Here is a 16,829-nt window from a genome sequence, read left to right on the forward strand (position 1 = left end):
AACTCTTCTTGATCAAAATGAAAAAACCATTAAAATACTTATTGATTTTTGGAATAATAATGTTTGGCGTACTAATAGGAAATTATTTTCTCGAAGAAAAGCCAGAAAAAGAATTTGATTATTATTCTAAGTATTATAGGGTGAAGGTAAAGGAGCTTTCTGACAATGATTACGGCTGGTATTATGAAATATATCGAGGAGATGATTTGTTAATTAAACAAGAAAATATCCCTGGTGTGTCCGGAAATCAGTATTTTAAATCTAATGAAGAAGCAAAAAAAATAGCTGTATTAGTGGTTGCCAAGTTAGAACGTAGAACAATGCCAAATATAACTATGGAAGAATTGGATAGTTGTAACATAGATTTTAAAAAGTAGTTATGTATAAAAAGAAATGCTTTGAAGAGTACGTTTCGCATTAAAGAATTTTGGATCCATTTTATTTCGTGGATTTGTTTGTCTTCGTTACCTTTTGGAATTGCGGTAATACAAATAGGGACCATAAAACCTGTTTTTTTGGCTCAAATTTTCTTTAACCCAATTGTATTCTATGCAAACTATTCCTTTTTAGCACCAAAATTGCTGCTTAAAAAGAAAATAGTCCCCTATATAGTTGCTTCAATAAGTTTTTTGGTATTATTTAATTTCATCATAAACAAGGTTCCTGTAGACCCGCCTTTTAAACACATGAGCCGTATCATGCAGTTTGAAAATGACTTTCCTCCGGTTAAAGACATGAGATACGCAATGAGAGGTGTTTTCTTATTTGCTTTTTTTCTATTAGGAGGTATTTTTTGTTTAATGGTGGATTTTTATAAAAGAGATAAACTATCAAAAGAAACTGAAGCACAACGAACAGAGACCGAGCTTCAGTTTTTGAAAGCTCAACTCAATCCTCATTTTCTTTTTAACTCATTAAACAGTGTATATTCTTTGGTGCGCAATAAATCAAATGATGCACCCGAGGCTGTTTTAACTTTATCCGAATTGATGAGATATATGCTCTATGAAGCCAATCAAGAAATCGTGCCGCTAATTAAAGAAATAGAATATATAAAAAATTATGTGTCACTTCAGCGACTGCGGTTGTCCAATAGCGAGGATGTGAAATTGTCTATAAAAGGAGAATATGAAAAAAAGAAAATATACCCTTTGTTATTAATTTCCTTTATTGAAAATGCTTTTAAATATGGAACAGACTTTAAGGGTGTTACCGATATAAATATTAGAATTGAGGTTATTGAAAATACCCTTAAGTTTAATGTTAGTAATATTATTGGGGTGTACCGAAAAAATAAAAGTAACTCTGGTGTTGGACTTACAAACATTAAGAATAGATTAGAACTGTTATATCCAGATCTACATACTTTGGGTATAAAAGAGGATAATGGCCGATATATGGTCGACTTAATATTAATTCTAGAATGATATGCAATGTGTAATTATAGATGATGAGCCATTGGCCCTTGGTATTATCAAGTCGTACTGCGAAGATATTGGTGCACTTACTATAGTAGGTACTTTTACAAATGCTTTAGAGGCTATCCCTCTTTTAACAGATGCAAAAATTGATTTGGTCTTTTTGGATATCGAAATGCCGCAAATAAATGGTATTGACTTTATAAAAACATTAGACCATAAGCCTTTGTTTATATTTACAACTGCATACTCTCAATATGCTCTCGAAGGATTTGAGATTAATGCCGTAGATTACTTAGTTAAACCAATTCCGTTTCCAAGGTTTGTAAAAGCTGTAAACCGTGCAAAAGAAATTTATGAGTTGAAAAAAGGGAGTAAGGAACCTATACAGCCTAAAGAAAAAGAAACGCTTACCAATATACCGATAGAGGAGTTTGTGTTTGTTAAATCAGATTATGATACCGTAAAAATTAAACTAACGAAAATTCTATACATTCAAGGACTTAAAGATTATCTTAAAATTCATGTTTCCGGAGAAAAACCAATTTTAACTTTAATGACCTTCAAAGATATTCAATCAAAATTACCAGAAAACCTCTTTTTAAGAGTACATAGATCCTACATTGTTAATTTGAGGAGCATCAATTCTATTCAACGAAGCAAAGTTGTTATCGCAGATGTTAGAATTCCTATTGGTGATAGTTATAAGAACGATTTTCTGAAAAAAATTGGTATCTAATAGATCGTTTTAATCAAAATGCGATAAAATATCCAGAAAGTAGGACAACTTTATAGGAGAACTAATATTTCGTATATTTAGGTGTGGTTTTTTATGATGAAAATCATTTCTGATAGCGAAAAATTGTAAAAGTTTATTAAAGATTAAAATCTTGGGATATGAAAAAAGTTACTGTTCTCTTTACCTGCGTTCTGCTTCTAGTTTCCTGTAAATCCAAAGAAAATAATAATCAGGAAAATAATACACTATTAAAATCTGAAGAACTAAAAACTATACGTGGGACCGTAGTTGATAAAAAAGGAAAAAAAATCGCCTATGCCGCGGTGAAATTATATTTGGACGACGATGACTGTATGAATGCATATACAAATGATGATGGTTACTTCGAGTTTAAATTGGATGAACTTAGAATTAAAGACCAAAGCCATTTTGAAGTTGTTTTTAAAGGATATGCGATTACATTGTTATCGTTACGCAATTTTGTAGATAACAAACCAATAATTTTAAGTAAAAAGGGAGAAGTAGTTTCTACGGCAGATTATCACGTATTTTATGAGTCGATTAAAAGTTGTGGGAGAAAAAAATCCAGTTAGATTTTTTTAATGATAATAAATTATTCTTTGGTGCTTTCGATCTTTTGATCGATAAAGTGCCCAGGATGGGAGTCGAACCCATACGCCCTAATGGACACATGGCCCTCAACCATGCCTGTCTACCAGTTCCAGCACCTGGGCAATATAAAATGGTGCTATAGTTTAAATATACTATAAAACTGAAAAAGTACCGTAGTAATACGATACTTTTTGGTGACCAGGCTGGGGCTCGAACCCAGGACCCTCTCCTTAAAAGGGAGATGCTCTACCAACTGAGCTACCTGGTCATTGATAATAAATTATCAAAATATTTTAATAAGAACTCGAATAATAAATTATTCATTTATTTGTGACCGGGCTGGGGCTCGAACCCAGGACCCTCTCCTTAAAAGGGAGATGCTCTACCAACTGAGCTACCAGGTCATGCATTTTTTTTCCTTGAATGCGGGTGCAAATATACTATCATTAATTTATTTTTCAAGAAGAAATTCATATAAATTTGTGTTTTGTTTAAAATGATATTCTTTTTGAGTGATATCTATTTAATTTTAAAGGCATGAATATAGTTTTAATGGGATACATGGGAAGTGGGAAATCTCTGATTGGCAATGGGTTGGCAAAAAAAATGAAATTAAAGTACCTCGATCTGGACGATTACATAGAAATTCAGGAAAAAAAATCAATTTCTGATATTTTTAAAGAAAAAGGTGAAATATATTTTAGAAAAAAAGAATCTTTTTACCTCAAGGAAGTTTTAGAACGTCATAAGAATTGTATAATTTCACTTGGTGGAGGTACACCATGTTTTGCAGGTAATCTAGACATTGTTAAAAACAATACTAATACTCAAAGTATATATTTACAAACTTCATTAGAGGAACTAACAAAAAGATTGTTTGAAGAACGAAACAAAAGACCTCTAATAGCGCACCTGGAAACACAAGACGAATTAAAAGATTTCATACGAAAGCACCTTTTCGAACGATCATTTTATTATAATCAAGCCGATTATAAGGTGGTAACAGATAAAAAAGATTCGGATCAAGTTATTGAAGAAAGTTGTTCTCTGCTATTCTAATATTGCAACATCTTCGTCTCCAAATTTAACAACTACATGTTCATGTAATGATGTAGATAAAGAAATTCCTTTAAAGTCGGCTTTAATTGGGTATTTTTTGTGATTTCGGTTCACTAGTACCGCAGTTTTAAATCTTGTAAGAGGCACATCGAGAAAATGCTTCACGCCATAAATAAGAGCAGTACCGGAGTTAAGTACATCATCTGCCAGAACTAGAGCTTTATTTTGATATTCATTTGGAGCAATTGATGTGGTAACAGTATTTTGTGGAGATTTCTTGTTCATCGATACTTTACATAAAACAATTTCAATATCAGAAATGTCCTCTAATATAGCTTTTAATCGTTGGGCAAATACAAACCCATTTTCGGCTATCCCCGCAATAATAATTTCTGTTTCATCAACATTAGTTTCATAAATCTGATATGCAATACGCTTTATTTTATGCTGTATTTGCTCATGAGTAAGTATAATATTAGTATCTGTTTGCATACTTTGAATTATAGATTGCTTTTAAGAATCTTGAGGAAGATCTTTGTCAAAAAGACATCTTAAATAACTTTCAATGTTTTTTGGTTTTCAAATATATAAAAGAGTTTCCTATTCAGTTGCTTTGAACCAGATTATAATTGCTCTTAACTTTAGTATGATATATATTTAGTTTTACTCTTCTTCACTGTCGATAAACCAATCATCAATATCTCTTCTATCTTTTTTAGTAGGTCTTCCCGTTCCTTTTTTGCGATAATAATCTTTAGAATACTTTAAAAGATCCAATTTTTGCAACGTTTCTTTCGGAGTAATGTCTTTACGATAGATATCGACGAGTTTTGCTCCTATTCGGTTATCTGGGGTATCAAGTACGACAAGCTCGTAATTGATTTGGTTTTTACGAACCATGATTTTGTCCATTGGATAAATTTCTCTCGAAGGTTTGATAAGATCACCATTTACTCTTACTTTACCTTCTTTACAAGCTTTTGTAGCAATACTTCTTGTTTTGAAGTATCTGATACACCATAAATATTTGTCAACTCGCATAAAAAATGAATAAAATGCGTTTTATATTAAACAATTTTAAAACAAAAGTACAAGAAAATCGTATCTTGCGCCCTCAAAAAAGTAATCAGATGAATGTGAGAAAATATATTTTTGCCAGTGTATTTGCGTTGGTGGCTTTATATGGCTGTAATAATGATGATGATAATGGTACTGGTATTACCATTATACCTCCAAGAGATAGGGCAGAGCAGCAGGTAACAGATGATGCCCTTTTACAGGACTATTTAAACACCCATTTTTTTACATTTGAAGATGTATCTGTAAATGGAGATGATATTCCAGAGTATAGAATAGTTAAATTTGATACCATTGCAGGGGACAATAGTGGTGAACAATCAATTATGGGAACTGGAATGGTAACCACAAAAAAAGTCGAGAGAGAGGATGTAGAATATAATCTATACATACTTAAACTTAGAGAAGGTGCTGGAGAGTATGCATCAAAGAATTCTGATTCTACCTTGGTAACGTATCGAGGAGAAACTCTTTATCCAAGTAGTACTAATGAAGAAGAATTATTTGATAATGTAGTTAATCCAGTTTGGTTTGATTTACTAAGAAATATTGTAGGTTTCAGAGAGGGATTAGAAGGCTTAAGAGCTGCTTCAGGATTTACTGAAAATGGAGACGGTACTGTAACATATAATGATGATTTTGGTGAGGCGATAATCTTTATTCCTTCAGGTTTGGCTTATTTTGAAGGTACTCAAAATGGGGCTTTCCCTCCGTATTCAAATTTGATTTTTAATGTTCAGGTTTATGATGTAAATCAAGCCGATCATGATTTAGATGGTATACCAACGTATTTTGAAGATTTGAATGGTGATTCTATCGTCGCCGATTTAACCAATGACAATACTGATGAAGATTCGCTTTCTAATTATATCGATGCAGATGATGATAATGATGGAACTCTTACTAGGGATGAAATAACGGTCAATGATCTTAATAATGATGGTGTTATTGATCCGATGACTGAAATCACTTTTTATGATGATGATGGAGACGGTATTCAAAACCATCTGGATCCGGATGACAGGGAACCGAAAAATGAATAAAAAAAAGACCGACAATACATTGTCGGTCTTTTTTTATTTCAAAAATTCTATAGATCCAGTGCTAATCCCAGAATAACCTGGTTGGGTCGAGAGTCTACTCTAATATTTTCATCTATAGACTCTGCTCGATTCTTACTTAGCCCTCTTTCATATCGTATATCTGCATTAAGTCGGCCTAATTGAATTCCAGCTCCAAATTGCAGACCTACTGTGAATTCATTTTTAACATCTCCCAGCCGTACATCTTCAAGATCATTTTCAACCATATATTGAAGAGCAGGGCCTCCAAAAACATGGATTGGCCCCAATATAGATACACCGACAAGAATAGGTAAATCTAATTTTTGAATATTATAATCAAGGTCAGCACCAGCAACATTATCATAAGTGCTATTGTTTACAGTATATTGTAACTCAGGTTTGATGTAAATACTTTCAGTAAGATTGCCTCTTAAAAATACGCCAAAATGATATCCAATACGGTCATCTGCCCTTGCGCTGGTGATATCGGTAACTTCAATTCTACCATTGTCACCATAATTAAGCCCAGCTTTTACGCCAAAAGTAAGTTTTTTGTCTTGGGCGAATATTGCGCAAGTACTAAATAGAATAAAAAAAACAAATACATTTTTCATTGTAAGATAATTTTTTGATTAATAAATAAAGATGATTTTGGTGTAATGGCTAGTGTATTTAAAAACGTTTATAATTTATTTTTATTCTGTTTCTCAAAAAACTTGCCAAAATTTAAAGAAGTACTTTTTAGGTTTGAACAGTTAGGGAAATAAAAAAGCCTTCTGTGTTTTACAGAAGGCTTTTTTATTTTGTATTAGTTAACTTATTTTCTTTTTATTACTTTTTTTGACGCATTGACTATGGCATTAGCATTCAAACCATATTTTTCCATAAGTTGGTCAGGTGTTCCGCTTTCTCCAAAAGTATCATTAGTGGCAATAAATTCTTGAGGAGTAGGTAGATTCTTTGTTAATACTCTAGAAACACTTTCTCCCAGACCACCCAAATAATTATGTTCTTCGGCAGTAACTATACAACCCGTTTTCTTTACAGAGTTTAAAATGGCTTCATCATCCAAAGGCTTTATGGTGTGAATATTAATAACTTCTGCACTAATTCCTTCTTCATGAAGCGACTCTGCCGCTTGCAAAGCTTCCCAAACCAGGTGACCGGTAGCGACAATAGTAACATCGGTACCTTCTTGTAGCATTACTGCTTTTCCGATTTCAAATTTTTGGTCTTCTGGTGTGAAATTGGCTACTTTGGGTCTTCCAAACCTTAAATAAACCGGGCCTTTATGATCGGCAATAGCAATTGTAGCAGCTTTAGTTTGATTATAGTCACAAGTATTTATTACGGTCATACCAGGTAGCATTTTCATCAAACCGATATCTTCAAGTATTTGGTGGGTGGCACCATCTTCCCCCAAAGTCAAACCAGCATGTGAAGCACAAATCTTTACATTTTTACCACTATAAGCTATAGACTGACGAATTTGGTCATAAACACGACCTGTCGAGAAATTGGCAAATGTACCTGTAAAAGGAATTTTACCTCCAACAGTTAATCCAGCGGCCATTCCCATCATATTGGCTTCTGCAATTCCAACTTGGAAAAAACGCTCCGGATTATTCTTTATAAATGCGTCCATTTTTAAAGAACCTATCAAATCTGCACATAATGCCACTACATTTTCATTGGTTTTACCTAGTTCTTCTAAACCGGCTCCAAAACCTGATCGAGTATCCTTTTTTCCTGTATCTATATATTTTTTCATTTTCTTTTTAATTTGGACAAATTAGTAATCCCCAAGGGTTTCAGGATTTTGGGCTAAACCTATTTCAAGTTGTTCATCGTTTGGTGCTTTTCCGTGCCAAGCATGGGTATGCATCATAAAATCAACTCCATGGCCCATGATGGTATACAGTAGTACACAAACAGGTTTTCCTTTTCCAGTACGGGTCTTGGCCTCTTTTAGTCCGTCAATAACAGCTGTGATATTATTTCCTTCCTTAATTTCCATCACATCCCAACCAAAAGCTTCGAATTTTGCTTTCAGGTCTCCCATTGGCAATACATCATCTGTTGATCCATCAATTTGTTGTCCGTTAAGGTCGACTGTAGCAATGAGATTGTCAACATTTTTTCCAGCAGCATACATGATTGCTTCCCAGTTTTGTCCTTCTTGCAGTTCTCCATCACCATGCAAACTATATACTAAGTGATCATCATTATTTAACTTTTTTGCTTGTGCCGCACCAATGGCAACAGACATTCCTTGTCCAAGAGATCCAGACGCAATGCGTACTCCCGGTAATCCTTCATGTGTGGTTGGGTGTCCTTGCAATCTACTATTGATTAGTCTAAAGGTATTTAACTCTTCAACCGGGAAATATCCGCTTCTAGCCAATACACTATAATAAACTGGTGAAATATGTCCGTTGGAAAGAAAGAAAAGGTCTTCTCCAATTCCGTCCATATCAAAATCATCTTTTCTTTCCATGATTTCTTGATAGAGAGCGACAAAAAATTCTGTACAGCCCAGAGAACCACCAGGATGTCCCGAGTTTACTTTATGCACCTGGCGCAGAATATCTCTACGAACTTGCGTTGCAAAATCTTCTAATTGTTTTGTTTTTGGCATTATAATGCTGATTTCTTGATAATAAAGCCCCAAAAATAAAGGTTTTGTATACGGTGACAAAATGTATGTGCAGCTTTTAATTAAGAAAGTATTGTTAATAACGAAAAGTTTTCGAAAACCTTAGTTTATCAATATGATTTTAGTTAGTTATCTTTGCGCTCTATCAAAAAGAAAATATGCAATTTGACCTTTTATCTAAAGATCCGAAAAGTAAAGCAAGAGCAGGGAAAATCACCACGGATCATGGAGTGATAGAAACTCCAATTTTTATGCCCGTGGGTACAGTAGCTACTGTAAAAGGTGTACATCAACGCGAATTAAAGAACGATATTAATCCTGATATCATTTTAGGGAATACCTATCATTTATATTTAAGACCTCAGACTTCGATTTTGGAAAAAGCAGGAGGACTTCATAAGTTTATGAATTGGGATAGAAATATTCTTACAGATAGTGGAGGCTATCAAGTATATTCTTTGTCGGCCAATCGTAAGATCAAAGAAGAAGGAGTAAAGTTTAAGTCTCATATCGATGGGTCTTATCATATTTTCACACCAGAGAATGTAATGGAGATTCAAAGAACGATTGGCGCAGATATTATTATGGCTTTTGATGAATGTACTCCATATCCTTGTGATTACCATTATGCGAAGCGCAGTATGCATATGACGCATAGGTGGTTAGATCGTTGTATGCAACATTTAGAAAAAATTCCGGTTAAATATGGGTATGATCAGGCATTTTTTCCGATTGTACAAGGTAGTACATACAAAGATTTGAGAATGCAGTCGGCAGAATATATTGCCAATGCAGGTGCAGTAGGGAATGCAATAGGAGGTTTGTCTGTAGGAGAACCTGCCGAAGAAATGTATGCAATGACAGAAGTGGTTACAGATATTTTGCCAGAAGATAAACCAAGATATTTGATGGGAGTAGGAACTCCAATTAACATTTTAGAAAATATTACTCTGGGAGTCGATATGTTTGATTGTGTGATGCCCACGCGTAATGGTCGTAATGGGATGCTTTTTACAGCACATGGCACCATTAATATTAAGAATAAAAAATGGGAAGATGATTTCTCTCCAATAGATGAAATGGGAATAACCTATGTGGATACAGAGTATTCTAAAGCATATTTGAGGCATCTTTTCTCTGTAAATGAAATGTTAGGAAGGCAAATAGCAACCATTCACAATTTAGGTTTTTACCTATGGTTGGTTAGAGAAGCAAGAAAACATATCTTAGCAGGGGATTTTTATTCCTGGAAAAATATGATGGTAAAACAAATGGATAAAAGATTGTAAATTGAAAATATTAGATTGGTACATATTAAAAAGGTACTTGGGTACATTTTTTACGATGATTCTACTGTTTATTCCTATAGGAATTATAGTTGATCTTTCTGAAAAAATAGACAATATGTTGGAAAATAAAGTTCCGGTTAGCGCAGTAATAGATTACTACCTGGATTTTATGATATATTTTGCTAATTTACTATTTCCGCTTTTTGTTTTTCTCTCGGTAATTTGGTTTACTTCTAAACTCGCAAACAAAACCGAGATCATTGCTTTTTTAAGTTCGGGAGTGTCATTTTGGAGGTTTTTAAGACCTTATATGATTGGTGCCGTAATTATTTGTATTGGAGCATTGGCAATGGGATTGTTTTTGGCACCCAAAGCAAGTTTAGGGTTTAACGAATTTAAATACTCTTATCTTAGAAAAAACAGAAAAACCAGAGAGACAAAAAATGTCTATAGGCAGCTTAATGATAGTATTTTCTTATATGCAACTAATTTTAAACCTGTAGACAAGTCGGCTACCAATTTTACTCTAGAATATTTTGATGGAAATAAATTGAATACGAAGATATCTGCTAGAAAGATTACATTCAAAGATAGTATTTATGAACTGAAAGATTTTGTAAAAAGAAAAATACTTGAAAATGAGGATATCATTGAAAAAGCAAAGACAAAAGATACCGTTCTTCCTTTTAATATAGATGAATTTACACCAGTAACTTATGTGGCAGAAACGCTCAATTATACTGAATTAAGTGAATTCATTGAAAAAGAAAGTAAAAGAGGGTCCTCAGATATTAATCGTTATAAAGTGGTGGCCTATAAAAGATGGAGTATTCCTATTTCGGCATTTATATTAACTATTATAGGAGTGGCCGTATCATCAATGAAAAGAAGAGGAGGAATGGGAGTAAATCTGGCCGTAGGGATATCACTGGCATTTATCTTTATATTTTTTGACAAAGTTTTAGGAACACTTGCTAATCAATCTGATTTCCCACCAATAGTGGCTGTTTGGTTCCCTAATGTTTCTTTTGGGATATTAGCAATATACCTCTTATATAATGCCAAACGTTAAATTACAAAATTACTTTCATTTACATTTTATCGTATTTGTTTGGGGATTTACCGCGATACTTGGAGAGCTTATTTCTATAGAAGCTTTGCCCTTGGTATGGTATAGAATGTTACTGGCTTCGGGTTTTATTTATGTATATATTGCTTTTAGGAAGATATCATTGGTTATTTCTCGAAAACTATTCTTTACACTTTTCTTTGCGGGTATTATTATTGCATTACATTGGATTACCTTTTTTGCTGCCATAAAAGTTTCGAATGTATCGATTACACTAGCAACATTGTCGACAGGTGCTTTTTTTACTGCAATACTAGAGCCCATTTTTTATAAACGTAAATTAATCTGGTATGAGGTTTTTTTTGGACTTCTTGTAATTACTGGGTTATATATCATTTTTAATGTCGAAGGGGATTACTCCCTCGGAATCATGTATGCCTTGTGTTCTGCATTTTTATCTGCAGTTTTTTCTTTAATTAACGGAAAAGTGGCACAGCAACATAACCCTAGTATGGTTTCTTTTTATGAGTTATTAAGTGGTGTTGGCATTATAACAGTTTACTTATTAGGGGGTACCTTTTTTGGAAGCCGTGTTGATGGTTTTACAGTCTCCTTTTTCCAATTGTCAACTTCAGACTGGATATATATCATGATTTTGGCTTCAGTTTGTACCGCATATGCATTTATCGGTTCGGTGCAGGTAATGAAATATTTAAGCCCATATACTGTTATGTTAACCATCAACTTAGAACCGGTTTATGGTATTGTTTTGGCATTTATGATCTTTGGAGAATCCGAAAAAATGAGTCCGCAATTTTATTATGGCGCATTACTCATTATTGGGACTGTGATATTGAATGGAATATTCAAAAATGCTAAAAAAAGAAAAACTAAGTCAACTTTGCATAACATTACGAAGTAAAGTTTTTATATTTGTCAGCTAACCCTAGTTAACATAAATTATATTCTTGATTATGGAATATTTAGAATTTGAACTCCCCATTAAAGAGCTTGAAGAACAGTTTGAAAAAGCTTGCGCAATAGGTGAAGAAAGTGAAGTTGATGTAACTGATACCTGTAAGCAAATTGAAAAGAAGCTGAAGGAAACCAAAAAGGAAATATATAAAAACCTGACTCCTTGGCAACGTGTGCAGTTGTCTAGGCATCCGTCAAGACCGTATACTTTGGATTATATCGACGCAATTTGCGGAGAATCATTCTTAGAGTTACACGGTGATCGTAATGTTAAAGATGATAAGGCGATGATCGGTGGTCTGGGTAAGATTGGTGATCAAAGTTATATGTTTATTGGCCAACAAAAAGGATATAACACCAAAACGAGACAATATCGTAATTTTGGAATGGCTAATCCCGAAGGATACCGAAAAGCACTTAGATTAATGAAAAGTGCAGAGAAATTTGGGATTCCTGTAGTTTGTTTTGTAGACACTCCAGGAGCATATCCTGGACTTGAAGCCGAAGAAAGGGGACAAGGAGAAGCAATTGCCAGAAATATTCTTGAAATGACCCGTCTTAAAGTACCTATCATCGTGGTTATTATCGGTGAAGGTGCTAGTGGAGGAGCATTGGGTATAGGTGTAGGGGATAAAGTACTAATGCTAGAAAATACTTGGTACTCTGTTATTTCTCCAGAATCTTGTTCTTCGATTCTATGGCGCAGTTGGGAGTTTAAGGAACAAGCCGCCGAAGCGCTTAAATTAACTGCTACAGATATGAAAAAGCAGAAACTTATCGACGAAATTGTAAAAGAACCTCTAGGAGGGGCGCACAGCGATCGTGAAAAAATATTTAAGACGGTTAGAGACAAAATTTCTTCTACTTATGATGAATTTAAAAACTTATCACCAGAAGAATTAGTCGAAAAACGTATGGATAAATATGCCAATATGGGAGTCTTTAAAGGTTAACCCCTAAAAAATCACTTAGTACCTAAATCTGAAGTTTAGAGCTTCAGATTTTTTTATGCTTATTAACAATAAAAATTACTTATTAACAGTTCATTTGTTAAAGAACGGTGGACATTCGTATCTTTGTAAGTAGGGGTATCTCTTTACAATTTTTTTACATTCGTAGTCATGGAAAAAGTACAGCAAGCTAAGCAAATTAATTACGGTCGGGGGAACGTAATATCGCTTGAGAAAGGAAAAATACCTCCTCAAGCTGTTGATTTAGAGGAAGTTGTGCTTGGAGCAATGATGATTGATAAAAAGGGGGTCGACGAAATTATAGACATTCTTAATCCCGATGTTTTCTATCGGGAGGCACATCAATATATCTTTGAAGCGATATACAAACTCTTCGAAAACTCTGAGCCAATAGACTTATTAACGGTTTCAAGCCAATTGAAGAAGGATGCGAGACTGGAATTGGCCGGAGGAGATTATTATTTGATACAGTTAACCCAAAAAGTAGCCTCATCGGCACATATTGAGTTTCATGCACGTATTATTCTTCAAAAATATATTCAACGTAGTTTGATTAAAATTTCAAATGAAATTATCGAAGAATCCTATGATGAAACCACCGATGTATTTGATCTTCTGGACATGGCAGAATCCAGATTGTATGAAGTAACTCAAGGAAATATTAAGCGATCCACAGAAACAGCTCAAAGCTTAGTAATACAAGCAAAAAAGAAGATACAGGAAATATCAAACAAAGAAGGTTTAAGTGGAATCCCATCTGGCTTTGATAAGCTGGATAAACTTACTTCGGGGTGGCAGCCAAGTGATTTAATAATCGTGGCTGCCCGCCCGGGTATGGGAAAAACGGCATTAACACTATCGATGGCCCGTAATATGGCTGTTGGACAAAATATTCCTGTAGCCTTCTTTTCTCTAGAGATGTCATCTGTGCAGCTCATTACACGTTTGATTTCTTCTGAAACAGGGCTGTCTTCAGAAAAATTACGTACCGGGAAATTAGAAAAACATGAGTGGGAACAACTTAATGTTAAAGTAAAAGATCTTGAAAAAGCACCTTTGTTTATAGATGACACCCCTTCTTTATCGATATTTGATTTAAGAGCAAAAGCGCGTCGTTTATCTTCTCAGCATGGTATCAAGATGATTGTAATCGATTATTTACAATTAATGACCGCCGGAGGAACAGGTAAAAATGGAAATAGGGAACAAGAGATTTCTACGATTTCCCGTAACCTGAAGGCATTGGCAAAAGAATTAAACGTTCCTGTTATTGCCTTATCACAGTTATCCAGGGCGGTAGAGACCCGTGGAGGTAGTAAAAGACCGTTACTTAGTGACCTTCGTGAATCTGGAGCAATTGAGCAGGATGCCGATATTGTGTCATTTATTTACCGACCTGAATATTACAAAATAGACGAGTGGGATGACGAAGAAAGATCACCAACACAAGGGCAAGGAGAGTTTATCGTAGCCAAGCACCGTAATGGAGGACTTGAGAATATTAGGTTAAAATTCATTGGTCACTTAGGTAAATTTGATAACTTAGATGATTTTAGCACTCCTTTCGAGTTTCATTCTAAAATGAATGAAGACGGTGAAGAAGCACCATTTAATACAAGCCATCTTCCTAGTGCAGATGAAGCTTTTGGGAGTAGCATAAATGATTCTAATGATGATGACGAAGTACCTTTTTAACATGAAATCCTTTTTTTCTGTTGTTTTTAGTGAGTGCAAAGCAAAGTTCTCATTATGGTTCGTTGCTTTATTATTGGTTAGTTCTCAATCATTTGCATCCTATGTATTAATCCCGATGGATGCCGAAGAACAACAAAATCATTTAAAAGCTTACGGAATTACATATTGGACATTAAGCAAAGACCTCAAAGTTAAATGGCTACTTAATTATAGAGGTGGGGCCTTCCTTTTACCAGACACCGAAGATATAAGAAAAGAATGCACAATACGCGGGGTGACCTATGAAATTGTTAGTGATTCTGAAACTGAAGAGATTCTAGAAGAAATTAGTAGCCCGTCTCAAAATATGGAAGCGGTAATTTTAGAAAAAGCTCCAAAAATTGCGGTATATTCTCCTAAAGGAAATCAACCTTGGGACGATGCTGTGACTATGGTATTGACTTTTGCAGAAATTCCATATGAAACAGTGTATGATAAAGAGGTGCTAGATGATAACCTAATTTTGTATGATTGGTTACATTTACATCATGAAGATTTTACGGGACAATACGGTAAATTTTATGCTTCATATCGAGCAGCACCTTGGTATATTAGGGAAAAGGCAGCCGCAGAAAAACTAGCAAATGATTTAGGATATTCAAAAGTATCACAACAAAAACTTGCAGTGGCACTTAAGATTAGAGATTATGTAGTTGGAGGTGGGTTTATGTTTGCTATGTGTAGTGCTACAGATAGTTTTGAAATAGCGTTGGCAGCTGAAGGAGTAGATATTTGTGAACCCATGTTTGATGGAGACCCTAGTGAGCCTGGCTATCAGTCGAAAATAGATTATAACCGAACTTTTGCATTTAAGAATTTTAAACTAGAGCGCAGTCCAAATGTATATGAGTTTTCTTCCATTGATATGACACGTACACGACGTATTTCAAAAACTACAGACTATTTTACTTTGATGGACTTTTCTGCAAAATGGGATCCTATACCTACAATGCTTTGCCAAAATCATACAGCTTTAGTCAAAGGCTTTATGGGGCAAACTACTGCATATAATCCTAATGAGATTAAATCAAATGTACTTATACTCGGTGAAAACAAAACCAATGGAGAAGCACGATATATCCATGGAATAAAAGGAAAAGGTTTCTTTACTTTTTATGGAGGTCATGACCCAGAGGATTATACCCATAGAGTAGGAGATCCAAAAACCGAACTCGAGTTGCATCCTAATTCTCCGGGATATCGCTTGATCCTTAATAATGTGCTCTTTCCCGCTGCCAAAAAGAAAAAACAAAAAACGTGATTCAATACTGTAAGGTTGTAGACAGATTACGACTATTACCTCTTTAAAAATCAATATAATCTTACTCATGAAAAAACTAACCCTACTGGTTTTTGTAGTTTCATCTTTTATAGCATGTAAACAAGAAACCAAATCAAACAAAGAATCTATAGTCAAAGAAAATGCTCAAGAGCAGACTATTCCTGATCGATCCAAAAATTTTCCAAAAGATATTACAGCCGTCTTTAAGGCACACGGAGGTATACAGAAGTTTGATCAGATGAACACGTTGACCTTTGAATTAAGTAATCCCGAAGGAAATGAAACACACATCACAGATCTTAAAACTCGTCACGCCCGAATCGAAACTAATAAGTTTGTATTAGGTTTCGATGGTAATGATGCATGGTTGGTTCAGGATTCTGCATATTTCAAGGGAAACCCTCGTTTTTATCATAACTTGATGTTTTATTTTTATGCGATGCCCTTTGTTTTGGGAGATGATGGGATTTCTTACGAAAAAGCTGATGATCTTAAAGTTGGGGAAATAGTGTATCCCGGGTATAAAATTTCTTATGGTGACGGAGTAGGAGATTCTCCAAAGGACAACTATTTTATTTACTTTGATAAAGATTCGCAGCAAATGAAATATTTAGGTTATACCGTTACATTTTTTAGCAAAGAAAGTAGTGAAAAAATAAGTCTGATTGAATATTCAGATTGGGACAAAGTAAATGGACTCTTGCTTCCTAAAACCCTAAAATGGCGAAAGTATCAGGATGGAGTTGTGGGCGAAGTTAAAAGCGAAAGAAATTTTGTGAATATTACGGTTAGTGAAGAAAAAACTTCATCTTTACTGTTTAAGAAACCAGCTGAAGAAATAAAGAAAACACTTTAGCACAACGTCAATTTTTATGAAACCCGGT

18 protein-coding genes and 3 tRNA genes are annotated in these 16,829 nt (G+C 34.4%); 13 read left to right on the forward strand and 8 right to left on the reverse strand.

The annotated features are described in order from the left end of the window. The first annotated feature begins 17 nt into the window (after positions 1 to 17). From U6A24_RS16175 to U6A24_RS16190, 4 genes are all read left to right on the forward strand, one after another. Positions 18 to 377 (forward strand): DUF4907 domain-containing protein, encoded by a 360-nt coding sequence (locus U6A24_RS16175; protein ID WP_324181032.1) that lies wholly within the window; start codon positions 18 to 20, stop codon positions 375 to 377. 21 nt (positions 378 to 398) lie between these two features. After that, on the forward strand, positions 399 to 1,427 hold the full coding sequence (locus U6A24_RS16180) for a sensor histidine kinase (protein ID WP_324181033.1): 1,029 nt from the start codon (positions 399 to 401) through the stop codon (positions 1,425 to 1,427). Position 1,428: 1 nt separating this feature from the next. Further along, the gene (locus U6A24_RS16185) at positions 1,429 to 2,157 is read left to right on the forward strand and encodes a LytR/AlgR family response regulator transcription factor (protein ID WP_324181034.1); all 729 of its coding nucleotides are present in this window, start codon (positions 1,429 to 1,431) and stop codon (positions 2,155 to 2,157) included. Between the two features lie 158 nt (positions 2,158 to 2,315). Continuing rightward, entirely contained in the window at positions 2,316 to 2,750 is a 435-nt protein-coding gene (locus U6A24_RS16190; protein WP_324181035.1) for a carboxypeptidase-like regulatory domain-containing protein, read from the forward strand. Between the two features lie 57 nt (positions 2,751 to 2,807). Here the strand turns inward: U6A24_RS16190 and U6A24_RS16195 are convergent. The 3 genes from U6A24_RS16195 to U6A24_RS16205 form a co-directional block, all read right to left on the reverse strand. Next, a tRNA-Leu gene (locus tag U6A24_RS16195) sits at positions 2,808 to 2,891 on the reverse strand. Positions 2,892 to 2,961: 70 nt separating this feature from the next. Continuing rightward, positions 2,962 to 3,037, reverse strand: a tRNA-Lys gene (locus tag U6A24_RS16200). Between the two features lie 63 nt (positions 3,038 to 3,100). Further along, positions 3,101 to 3,173 (reverse strand) — tRNA-Lys (locus U6A24_RS16205). A 133-nt stretch (positions 3,174 to 3,306) separates the two neighbouring features. Between U6A24_RS16205 and U6A24_RS16210 the strand changes: the two genes are divergently transcribed. Continuing rightward, on the forward strand, positions 3,307 to 3,828 hold the full coding sequence (locus U6A24_RS16210; protein ID WP_324181036.1) for a shikimate kinase: 522 nt from the start codon (positions 3,307 to 3,309) through the stop codon (positions 3,826 to 3,828). Here the strand turns inward: U6A24_RS16210 and U6A24_RS16215 are convergent. After that, entirely contained in the window at positions 3,820 to 4,320 is a 501-nt protein-coding gene (locus U6A24_RS16215; RefSeq protein ID WP_324181037.1) for a phosphoribosyltransferase family protein, read from the reverse strand. The genes U6A24_RS16210 and U6A24_RS16215 overlap by 9 nt on opposite strands. Positions 4,321 to 4,491: 171 nt before the next feature. Next, positions 4,492 to 4,869 carry an RNA-binding S4 domain-containing protein gene (locus tag U6A24_RS16220; RefSeq protein WP_324181038.1) on the reverse strand — a complete coding sequence of 126 codons (378 nt, stop codon included), beginning with the start codon at positions 4,867 to 4,869 and terminating at the stop codon, positions 4,492 to 4,494. An 89-nt stretch (positions 4,870 to 4,958) separates the two neighbouring features. On the opposite strand from U6A24_RS16220, the gene U6A24_RS16225 reads away from it, so the two are divergent. After that, a complete protein-coding gene (locus tag U6A24_RS16225; RefSeq protein ID WP_324181039.1) occupies positions 4,959 to 5,948 on the forward strand; it encodes an FKBP-type peptidyl-prolyl cis-trans isomerase in 990 nt (329 codons plus the stop codon). A gap of 47 nt (positions 5,949 to 5,995) precedes the next feature. On the opposite strand, the gene U6A24_RS16230 is transcribed toward U6A24_RS16225, so the two are convergent. The 3 genes from U6A24_RS16230 to U6A24_RS16240 form a co-directional block, all read right to left on the reverse strand. Beyond that, on the reverse strand, positions 5,996 to 6,583 hold the full coding sequence (locus U6A24_RS16230) for a porin family protein (protein WP_324181040.1): 588 nt from the start codon (positions 6,581 to 6,583) through the stop codon (positions 5,996 to 5,998). A gap of 203 nt (positions 6,584 to 6,786) precedes the next feature. Beyond that, the gene (locus U6A24_RS16235) at positions 6,787 to 7,740 is read right to left on the reverse strand and encodes a transketolase family protein (RefSeq protein ID WP_324181041.1); all 954 of its coding nucleotides are present in this window, start codon (positions 7,738 to 7,740) and stop codon (positions 6,787 to 6,789) included. A gap of 21 nt (positions 7,741 to 7,761) precedes the next feature. Then, positions 7,762 to 8,607: a transketolase gene (locus tag U6A24_RS16240; protein WP_324181042.1), complete on the reverse strand. Its 846-nt coding sequence runs from the start codon at positions 8,605 to 8,607 to the stop codon at positions 7,762 to 7,764. Between the two features lie 176 nt (positions 8,608 to 8,783). Between U6A24_RS16240 and tgt the strand changes: the two genes are divergently transcribed. The 7 genes from tgt to U6A24_RS16275 all read left to right on the forward strand — a co-directional run bounded on the left by tgt (position 8,784) and on the right by U6A24_RS16275 (position 16,801). Next, positions 8,784 to 9,914: a tRNA guanosine(34) transglycosylase Tgt gene (tgt, locus tag U6A24_RS16245; RefSeq protein WP_324181043.1), complete on the forward strand. Its 1,131-nt coding sequence runs from the start codon at positions 8,784 to 8,786 to the stop codon at positions 9,912 to 9,914. Between the two features lies 1 nt (position 9,915). Further along, entirely contained in the window at positions 9,916 to 10,986 is a 1,071-nt protein-coding gene (locus tag U6A24_RS16250) for an LptF/LptG family permease (protein WP_324181044.1), read from the forward strand. Continuing rightward, positions 10,973 to 11,905, forward strand: coding sequence for a DMT family transporter (locus U6A24_RS16255; protein ID WP_324181045.1), 933 nt, complete (start codon positions 10,973 to 10,975; stop codon positions 11,903 to 11,905). The genes U6A24_RS16250 and U6A24_RS16255 overlap by 14 nt, the downstream gene beginning before the upstream one ends. A 52-nt stretch (positions 11,906 to 11,957) precedes the next feature. Next, positions 11,958 to 12,911 carry an acetyl-CoA carboxylase carboxyltransferase subunit alpha gene (locus U6A24_RS16260; RefSeq protein ID WP_324181046.1) on the forward strand — a complete coding sequence of 318 codons (954 nt, stop codon included), beginning with the start codon at positions 11,958 to 11,960 and terminating at the stop codon, positions 12,909 to 12,911. 168 nt (positions 12,912 to 13,079) lie between these two features. Next, a complete protein-coding gene (gene dnaB / locus U6A24_RS16265) occupies positions 13,080 to 14,624 on the forward strand; it encodes a replicative DNA helicase (RefSeq protein WP_324181047.1) in 1,545 nt (514 codons plus the stop codon). Between the two features lies 1 nt (position 14,625). After that, complete coding sequence (locus tag U6A24_RS16270) at positions 14,626 to 15,924, forward strand: asparagine synthetase B (RefSeq protein ID WP_324181048.1); 1,299 nt, start codon at positions 14,626 to 14,628, stop codon at positions 15,922 to 15,924. A gap of 67 nt (positions 15,925 to 15,991) precedes the next feature. Next, positions 15,992 to 16,801, forward strand: a complete 810-nt coding sequence (locus U6A24_RS16275; protein WP_324181049.1) for a hypothetical protein — start codon at positions 15,992 to 15,994, stop codon at positions 16,799 to 16,801. The last annotated feature ends 28 nt before the right edge of the window (positions 16,802 to 16,829 follow it).

The sequence above is a fragment of the Aquimarina gracilis genome, from assembly GCF_035285365.1.
In the GTDB taxonomy this organism is placed as follows: domain Bacteria; phylum Bacteroidota; class Bacteroidia; order Flavobacteriales; family Flavobacteriaceae; genus Aquimarina; species Aquimarina gracilis.